The organism is Microbacterium sp. B19, assembly GCF_000333395.1.
GTDB lineage: Bacteria > Actinomycetota > Actinomycetes > Actinomycetales > Microbacteriaceae > Microbacterium.
This window is the reverse complement of sequence record NZ_BADA01000064.1, coordinates 1-1,492: the sequence shown is the minus strand read 5'-3', so window position 1 is coordinate 1,492 and position 1,492 is coordinate 1. Positions and strand designations below refer to the sequence as shown.

General features: G+C 73.1%; 1 pseudogene. It reads left to right on the top strand.

From position 1 onward, the window contains the following. Positions 1 to 8 precede the first annotated feature (8 nt). Positions 9 to 1,396, top strand: a pseudogene (gene murC, locus I5G_RS20165) (UDP-N-acetylmuramate--L-alanine ligase). The last annotated feature ends 96 nt before the right edge of the window (positions 1,397 to 1,492 follow it).

Here is a 1,492-nt window from a genome sequence, read left to right as displayed (position 1 = left end):
GACCCGACCTGAGCCTCCCCATTCCGAGACCATCACGTCCGGCACTTCATCGGCGTGGGCGGCTCCGGGATGTCGGACTCGCGCGCATGTACCTCGACCGCGGCATCGGGTCTCCGGCTCCGAACGCGCCGACAGCGCCGCGCTGCGCGACCTGGCCGCTCGCGGCGCGACGGTCCACGTCGGTCACGACGCCGCCCACCTCGGCGACGCCGACACCGTGGTGCACACGGGCGCGATCTGGCCCGAGAACCCCGAGTTCGTGACAGCCAAGGAGCGCGGACTGCACGTGATCCACCGCTCGCAGGCGCTGCACTGGCTCATCGGCGGGCGACGTCTCGTCTCGGTCGCCGGCGCGCACGGCAAGACCACGTCGACCGGGATGATCGTCACCGCACTCCGGACGCTCGACGCCGACCCGACGTTCGTGAACGGCGGCGTCATCGCCGATCTCGGAGCCTCCAGCGGCACGGGATCGGACGACCTGTTCGTGATCGAGGCCGACGAGTCCGACGGCACGTTCCTGCTGTACGACACGTCCGTCGCGCTGATCACCAACGTCGACCCCGACCACCTCGACCACTACGGCTCGCGCGAGGCCTTCGACGCCGCGTTCGCCCGCTTCGCCGACGCGGCGCGCGAGGCCGTCGTCGTATCCGCCGACGACCCCGGCGCCCGGGCCGTGACCGCGCGTCTGACCCACGCGAACGTCGTCACGTTCGGCCAGGATGCCGCGGCCGACGTGCGCCTGACCGGCATCCGCACCGATGGTCCCGTCGCCTTCACGCTCACCGCGGGCGGCGAGAGCGTCGACGTGCAGCTGCGGGTGCCCGGCGCGCACAACGCGGTCAACGCCGCCGGTGCCGTGGCGGTGCTGCGCGTGCTGGGCTACGGCCTCGTCGAGGCCGCCCGCGCGGTCGAGGGCTTCGGCGGAACCGTCCGCCGTTTCGAGCTCCACGGCGTCGAGCGCGGCGTCAGCGTGTACGACGACTACGCGCACCACCCGACCGAGGTCGCGGCCGCGCTGTCCGCGGCGCGGACGGTCGTGGGCGAGGGGCGCATCATCGCGATCCAGCAGCCGCACACCTACTCGCGCACGCAGGAGATGTACCGCGAGTTCGCCGAGGTCCTCGAGTCGCTGGCCGACCACACCGTCATGCTGGACGTGTACGGCGCGCGCGAAGACCCGGTGCCCGGAGTCACCGGCGAACTGGTGAGCAACGCCTTCGCCGACCCCGAGCACGTGCACTACGTCCCGGATTGGCAGAGCGCGGCGGACTACACCGCGCGCATCGCGCGTCCGGGCGACTACGTCATCACCCTCGGCTGCGGCAACGTGTACCAGATCATCCCGCAGGTGCTCGAGGCGCTCTCGCGCACCGAGGCCGCGGCGGTCTGAGCCGTGCGTCGGCCCTCGCCACTGCCCCCGACTCCCGGGTCGCGCCCCGTCGAGGCGCCCCCGCGCGGCACCCGCGCTCGGGGCGAGCGGCCCGCG